This is a genomic window from Bacillus sp. 7705b (assembly GCF_002289525.1).
GTDB classification, from domain to species: Bacteria; Bacillota; Bacilli; order Bacillales; family Bacillaceae; genus Bacillus; species Bacillus halotolerans.
In genome coordinates this window covers 1-6,717 of sequence record NZ_NSDH01000057.1, presented here as the reverse complement: position 1 = coordinate 6,717, position 6,717 = coordinate 1, and the positions used below count along the sequence as shown (strand labels likewise).

8 protein-coding genes are annotated in these 6,717 nt (G+C 40.7%); 6 read left to right on the top strand and 2 right to left on the bottom strand.

Annotation, left to right across the window (positions count from 1 at the left end):
- The 5 genes from rpsI to salA all read left to right on the top strand — a co-directional run.
- The coding region (rpsI, locus tag CJU60_RS20300; RefSeq protein WP_217989166.1) for a 30S ribosomal protein S9 at positions 1–346 on the top strand (346 nt) is incomplete at its 5' end.
- A 683-nt stretch (positions 347–1,029) separates the two neighbouring features.
- Complete coding sequence (locus CJU60_RS20295; protein ID WP_095714778.1) at positions 1,030–1,797, top strand: class I SAM-dependent methyltransferase; 768 nt, start codon at positions 1,030–1,032, stop codon at positions 1,795–1,797.
- A 220-nt stretch (positions 1,798–2,017) separates the two neighbouring features.
- The gene (locus tag CJU60_RS20290) at positions 2,018–2,461 is read left to right on the top strand and encodes a YbaK family protein (RefSeq protein ID WP_044153396.1); all 444 of its coding nucleotides are present in this window, start codon (positions 2,018–2,020) and stop codon (positions 2,459–2,461) included.
- 59 nt (positions 2,462–2,520) lie between these two features.
- Entirely contained in the window at positions 2,521–3,234 is a 714-nt protein-coding gene (gene cwlD, locus CJU60_RS20285) for an N-acetylmuramoyl-L-alanine amidase CwlD (protein WP_044153395.1), read from the top strand.
- A gap of 95 nt (positions 3,235–3,329) precedes the next feature.
- Entirely contained in the window at positions 3,330–4,388 is a 1,059-nt protein-coding gene (gene salA / locus CJU60_RS20280; RefSeq protein WP_059291705.1) for an iron-sulfur carrier protein/transcriptional regulator SalA, read from the top strand.
- Between the two features lie 37 nt (positions 4,389–4,425).
- On the opposite strand, the gene gerD is transcribed toward salA, so the two are convergent.
- The gene (gerD, locus tag CJU60_RS20275; RefSeq protein WP_010332792.1) at positions 4,426–4,983 is read right to left on the bottom strand and encodes a spore germination lipoprotein GerD; all 558 of its coding nucleotides are present in this window, start codon (positions 4,981–4,983) and stop codon (positions 4,426–4,428) included.
- 109 nt (positions 4,984–5,092) lie between these two features.
- On the opposite strand from gerD, the gene kbaA reads away from it, so the two are divergent.
- The gene (kbaA, locus tag CJU60_RS20270) at positions 5,093–5,689 is read left to right on the top strand and encodes a KinB-signaling pathway activation protein (RefSeq protein ID WP_095714777.1); all 597 of its coding nucleotides are present in this window, start codon (positions 5,093–5,095) and stop codon (positions 5,687–5,689) included.
- A 1-nt stretch (position 5,690) separates the two neighbouring features.
- Here kbaA and pdaB read toward each other — a convergent pair whose 3' ends face one another.
- Positions 5,691–6,455 carry a polysaccharide deacetylase family sporulation protein PdaB gene (gene pdaB, locus CJU60_RS20265; protein ID WP_095714776.1) on the bottom strand — a complete coding sequence of 255 codons (765 nt, stop codon included), beginning with the start codon at positions 6,453–6,455 and terminating at the stop codon, positions 5,691–5,693.
- Positions 6,456–6,717: the final 262 nt, after the last annotated feature.

The window sequence follows — 6,717 nt, the reverse complement described above, 5'->3', positions numbered from 1 at the left end:
AGCGCGTGTGCGCTTAGTTCCAGGAGAAGGTCGTATCGTCGTTAATAATCGTGAAATCAGCGAGCACATCCCATCTCCAGCTCTAATCGAAGATATCAAACAACCATTAACTTTGACTGAAACAGCTGGAACTTATGATGTTTTAGTAAACGTACATGGAGGCGGCTTATCTGGTCAAGCTGGAGCAATCCGTCATGGTATCGCTCGTGCTTTGCTTGAAGCAGATCCAGAATACCGTGCAACACTTAAACGTGCAGGTCTTCTGACTCGTGACGCTCGTATGAAAGAACGTAAAAAATACGGTCTTAAAGGCGCTCGTCGTGCACCTCAGTTCTCAAAACGTTAATTTTACGTTTCACAAAGCTCTCAACCATGGGTTGAGGGCTTTTTTTATTTTCTTTTAAGAATTAAAGCAGAAGCGATTAAACAGGCATCCTTTTTTTGCTTTATAAAACGATCGTCTTTAAATGCCGGTCTTTCTCACAAGGTTTCGAATAGTTTAACCTCAGCTCCAGCACAAAATATGTCACCTTTCAATTCAATGCTTCAATGATCTATCTTGAGCCCCTGTTAATTCAAGCGCGTGCTATTCTATGACTGGTGTATCTGCATCTTGATAAATAGAGCGCATCTGCGTGCTGCATTCAAACGTCCTTTGCAAATGGCATACGCATTTATTCGCTAAAATGGTTTGTTATCACAAATTGAAGGATTTTCAACTCGTTTTTGGAAACACGGAACCGTTCAAATACCAATTCGCATCGCAGAAAGAAACGTCTAGTGCTGAAGTGAGTCTTACATAAGTGTTCAAATGCCATAGGGCAATGAAAAGCGTAATGCCGGCATCAAGTGCTTTGTCATTAATTTGATTTGAAAAAGTGATATTATAATCACTAGCAATAAAATCACATATCTCCTTTGTTAATTTATTGCGGTTTTATGAATTTTTTTCCGAATATGCAAAGGGAAAGCGGTATCAATCTAGAAATATTTGTTATACTCTAAACATTAAAGTAAGGAGAACGATTCATGAATGCGTTAGTAGATCATAATAGCAAAGCCTGGGATCAAAAAGTAGAGACAGGCAATGAATGGACTGTTGCTGTAGAGCGGCATGTCATTGAACAAGCGAAAAAAGGGAATTGGGATATAAGGTTAACACCTATTAAAAATGTGCCAAAGGATTGGTTTCCTCCTGTAAAAGGCTTGAAGGTGCTTTGTTTGGCTTCAGGAGGCGGACAGCAGGCCCCGGTTTTAGCGGCAGCCGGAGCGGATGTCACCGTCTTAGATAACTCAGAACAGCAGCTGGGACAGGACAGAATGGTTGCTGATCGCGACGGCTTGACCATACGCACCGTGAAAGGAAGTATGGATGATCTCAGTCAATTTGAAGATGAATCATTTGATTTCATCGTACATCCAGTTGCCAATGTTTTTGTTGAAGATATCCTGCCGGTTTGGAAAGAAGCGCACCGCGTGCTGAAAAGAAATGGCGTTTTAATTTCAGGATTTGTTAATCCAGTTGTTTTTCTGTTTGACATTGAATTAGAAGAGCAGGGCGTTTTAAAAGTAAAGCACTCTATTCCATACGCCGACTCAGAAGATCTTCCAAAACATAAGGTGAAAAAGCTGATTGAAAATAATGAAGCTCTGGAATTCGGGCATTCCTTAGAAGACCAAATTAAGGGACAGCTAGATGCCGGTTTTATTGTCACTGGTTTTTATGAAGATAAAGGCGGTTTTGTATTGGATCAATACATTAATACATATTCTGCAACAAGAAGCATTAAAGTATGAAGGCAGCGACCTATTAGAGGGAGCTGCCTTTTATTATTGTGCTGCCTCTGCTTTTGTGAACAAACATATGTTCCCTACCCCGCAGAAAGCTGCTTTTTTTACACTCTTTTTAATATGTTCAAGTTATCGACACCTTCATTTGGGCGAATTTCCAACCGAATTTGGGCATGGTTTCACCTCCCAAACCTCAAAATAACCGGTAAAAGGAGAGTGAATTTGTATGGCAGAGGTACTGTCTTTTATGGATGTGAAACGCCAAAAGGATTTTGAATTAGAAAAAAACTTGCTCAAAGAACTCTCACTTAGACAAATCATTCAGTCTGTAAAGGCATGTCTTACTCCATTATTTCCATTTTTGCAGGATGAAAGGGACGTTATTAGTGAAGGCTGTATTGATTTTGCGATAGAAGCTTATTTGTTAGGCGGGCGTTTCGGGGTTTTCGGGTATTATGGAGAATCTATGCAAAGTGTTAGTGCCCGCTCTGCAAGGGAAGAAGAAGAGCTTCGTATGGAGTTTTTTGAATACCTTTATCATTGGACACATGAGCAATACGCAACGTTTGATAAAAACACAGTTTATGAAGCTGCACGAAAATTCATCAAAGACTGGTGGACAGAAGGGTTTGTCCAAAGAGAAAAACAATGTAAGCTTCGCATGCGTTAATCATATTTCCCGACCCTGTCCCATACTTATGTAATAACGGACAAGCGGGAGGGGAAGGGATGAGGAAAAAGCTTAAATGGCTCAGTTTTATGCTAGGCTTCATCGTATTACTGTTTCTATTCAAGTATCAATTCAGCAATAACGATTCTTGGAATCCGTGGAGTCTGCCTTTGAGCGGGAAAATTATTTATCTTGATCCAGGTCATGGCGGGCCTGATGGAGGGGCAGTGGGCGGCAAGCTGTTAGAAAAGGATATAACCCTGGAAGTGGCTTTCAGAGTCAGGGATTATCTTCAGGAACAAGGGGCCTTAGTGATTATGACTAGAGAAAGTGACACCGATCTAGCTCCTGAAGGGACAAGAGGCTATAGTAAACGAAAAGCGGAAGACTTAAGACAGCGAGTGAACTTAATTAACAATTCAGAGGCTGAGCTCTACCTTAGCATTCATCTTAATGCGATCCCGTCACAAAAATGGAGCGGAGCCCAAAGCTTTTATTACGGAAAATACGAGGAAAACGAGAAAATTGCAAAATACATTCAGGATGAGTTGAGAACAAACCTGGAGAATACAACCCGAAAAGCAAAGAGAATTCATGGTATTTACTTAATGCAAAACGTCACAAAACCAGGTGCGCTTGTGGAAGTCGGTTTTTTATCCAATCCTGGAGAAGCAAAGATGCTGGGGAAACCGAAATATCAGGACAAAGTGGCATCTTCCATATATAAAGGAATATTGAGATACTTTACAGAAAAAGGCGACCCTCCGGAGTAAAGGAGGGTTTTCTCATGGTTCTAAGCAAAAGACACCTGCTGTTTATGTATGATATAATAATGTTTGTAAACGAATACACAAAAGGGTGAGGTTCGATGATAAGAGAAGATGAAGTAAGAAAACTAGTCGGTGAAATGCGCGAACCTTTTCTTCAAAGACCTCTGGGAGAATTGGATGCCGTTAAGGAAGTAAAAATAAAGCCTGAAAAACGGCATGTCAGTGTAAAAGTGGCTCTTGCAAAAACCGGAACAGCAGAACAAATGCAGGTTCAGCAAGAAATCGTAAATGTCTTAAAAGGGGCAGGCGCTGAGACGGTAGGCCTTCGATTTGAAGAGCTGCCTGAAGAAACAGTTGCGAAATTTCGGGCGCCGTCAACAGAGAACAAAACATTGTTAAATATGGATAACCCGCCGGTTTTCCTTGCTGTAGCGAGCGGAAAAGGCGGAGTAGGCAAATCAACTGTGTCAGTGAACCTTGCTATTTCTCTGGCTCGGCTTGGGAAAAAGGTCGGTTTAATTGACGCGGATATCTACGGCTTTAGTGTGCCGGATATGATGGGCATTACAGTGCGTCCAACAATTGAAGGAGACAAACTGCTTCCTGTTGAACGCTTCGGTGTAAAGGTCATGTCGATGGGTTTCTTCGTTGAAGAAAATGCTCCTGTCGTCTGGAGAGGGCCAATGCTGGGCAAGATGCTCAACAACTTTTTCCACGAAGTAGAATGGGGAGAAGTAGACTATATCGTTCTCGATCTTCCGCCTGGAACAGGGGACGTCGCACTTGATGTACATACGATGCTTCCGAGCAGTAAAGAAATTATCGTATCAACGCCGCACCCGACTGCAGCCTTTGTTGCGGCCAGAGCGGGGTCTATGGCTATTAAAACAGATCATGAGGTCGTTGGCGTCATAGAGAACATGGCTTATTATGAAAGTGCAAAGACCGGGGAAAGAGAATATGTCTTTGGCAAAGGCGGCGGAGATAAACTTGCTGAGGAGCTTAAAGTGCCTTTGCTCGGCAGAATACCGTTAAAACAGCCTGATTGGGATAAAGACCAATTTGCTCCGTCTGTTTATGACGAAAGCCATCCAATCGGTGAAATATATCATGACATTGCAAAAAAAGTCGTTGAAAAAATGGAAGTGCAAATATAAAAAAAGCGAACCGGGATTTTTTGATCCCGGCTTCCCTTTACTCACCTTCTTTAGCGGTTTCTGCTGCTGCTTTTTTCAGTTCATCTTCGAACTGTTTTTTGTAAAGCGGACTAGAAAGTGTTTCAGTAATTACTTGTTCTAAATAACTGCGGAATTCTTGGCTTTTTGCCAGTTCGCTGTATTTTTTATTCATTCCCGGGTCCTGCATAACACTCATCAGCATTTTCTGGTAATCCGGATCCTTCATCAGCTTTTTAATTACTTTTTCATGCTCTGTTTGAAGGGTTTTAGCAAAGCTTTCCGCAAATTCAGTGTCTTCAAAGATGTTTTTCCAAAAATCCGCACCTTTTTTAGAGGTGAGTGTTTTTTCTATTGTTCCTTTAATGGCATCCTGATCAATCACCAGTGCTTCATTCATCGCATCATCGTTTAATAATTCCTTAATTGCTTTCTTTCCATCATCTGTTTTTAATATATCAACAACCATTTTTTTGGTCTGATCATAATCCATATCCGCTGCTTGGTCTTTTGGAGCGCAAGCTGTTACAGATAATATCAAAAAACAGCCCATCAATAGCGTTTTGGCTTTTGACATGCTTAAGCTCCTTTCACATACTTATCTTACTTTTAATATGATTCATCCGGTTGGAATTATACATAACAAAATATCGCGATCTGCGATTTTTGAGGGGTTGAATAAAGAAATGAAAAGCCGTGGATTAGTTCGTTTTTTCTTTTCTATTTTAGCTGTCGGAGCGGTTGTCACGAGTGTTGTGGGTTTTGCTTTAAAATGGGGGGGATATAAGGAGCTGTTTCTGAATTTTGAAGCGGGCCAGATTTTCTCTGTTTTATTTTGGTTTATCGGTGTCGGCATGATTTTTAGTGTCATCAGTCAAATGGGCTTTTTCGTGTTTTTAACAGTTCACCGGTTTGCACTCGAAATATTAAGATCTTCATCTTTATGGAATTTACTGCAGCTGTTTTTCATCCTGTTTGTCGCTTTTGATTTAATGTACGTGCGGTTTTTATTTTTCGGAGATAGAGGAGAGTCAATGGCTGGCTATGCTTGGCTGCCGTTATTTTTATTGATCTTCGGTTTGCTTACCGCGTATATAAAACAAAAGCAGTCCTCAAAGAAAACGTTTGTGTCATCTTTATTTTTAATGGTTGTGATCACTGCATTGGAATGGTTTCCTGCGCTCAGAGTAAATGATGAGGACTGGCTTTACTTAATGCTCTTTCCGTTAATGGCGTGTAATGCTTTTCAATTGCTGATGCTGCCGAAGTTTGCAGAGAAATAATTTATTTTACTTCGGTGGATTTAGCATCTGTGTTTGCAATGAGATCTCCCACGTTGACATTTTTTAAACCTTTTTCTCTCATATGATGGATAATCTCAGGCAGGGCCTCTTCTGTTTGTTTAGCTGAGTCTGAGGCGTGTAAAAGAATAATGTCTCCTCCTGAAACTTGACGGTTTACATTATCGACGATTTTTTCAACGCCTGGATTCGTCCAGTCATGGGAGTTCACACTATAGTGAACGACTGTATAGTTATACTGCTTTGCGATTGATAGGACATTTTTATTGAACTGACCGGTAGGAGGTCTTAGGAGCCGTATGTCTTTGATTCCTAATTTTTCAAAGGCAGTCCGCGCACGGTTAATGTCCTTTTTTATTTCACTATCCTCTAGATTGGCATAGTTTTTATAAGCATAACCCATACTTCCTATTTGATGGCCGTCCTTTACAATGCGAGCCACCGTGTCCGGGTGGCGCTCGGCCCAAGAAGCGGAAAGAAAAAACGTCGCGTTTTTGATGCCGTTGGTTTTCAGGGTATTAAGAATAGGCTCGGCTTTCTCATCGCCCCAGCTGATATCAAAGGTAAGAGCAATGTCTTTTGAATCTGTTTCTCCTTTATAAATGGCTTTCGGTCCGCTGTCAGTCGAAAACACAGGGAGCGGGACAGCTCTTTGGATATAAAAAAAGCTGGCTGCAGCAAATGCGGCGATAAGTATAATGATAAATTGTTTAACGCGTTTTATGTGCCACACATAGAAGTGATTCACTGATGATGCCTCCTTATCTTGTCCATCATTCTTGTGTTACATCTTATGTGCCTGGCCAAACGAATATAACTGATAAAAAGTCTCTTTAAAACAGATTAAATTAGTTATTGACCATTTGATAATATCCGTGTTATATTATTATTCGTCGCTGATGAACAGCTGACAACAAATAAAAGCTTCATTAACCCTTTAAAAAAAGTGTTGACTTAAAAGAAGCTGAATGTTATAGTAATAAAGCTGCTTCGTTAAGCGGCATAAATGA

What these genes read in the sequence shown, in the direction of transcription:
- CJU60_RS20295 (WP_095714778.1), top strand. Translation starts at nt 1,030, where the DNA reads ATGAATGCGTTAGTAGATCATAATAGCAAAGCCTGGGATCAAAAAGTA.
- kbaA (WP_095714777.1), top strand. Translation starts at nt 5,093, where the DNA reads ATGAAAAGCCGTGGATTAGTTCGTTTTTTCTTTTCTATTTTAGCTGTC.
- cwlD (WP_044153395.1), top strand. Translation starts at nt 2,521, where the DNA reads ATGAGGAAAAAGCTTAAATGGCTCAGTTTTATGCTAGGCTTCATCGTA.
- CJU60_RS20290 (WP_044153396.1), top strand. Translation starts at nt 2,018, where the DNA reads ATGGCAGAGGTACTGTCTTTTATGGATGTGAAACGCCAAAAGGATTTT.
- gerD (WP_010332792.1), bottom strand. Translation starts at nt 4,983, where the DNA reads ATGTCAAAAGCCAAAACGCTATTGATGGGCTGTTTTTTGATATTATCT.
- salA (WP_059291705.1), top strand. Translation starts at nt 3,330, where the DNA reads ATGATAAGAGAAGATGAAGTAAGAAAACTAGTCGGTGAAATGCGCGAA.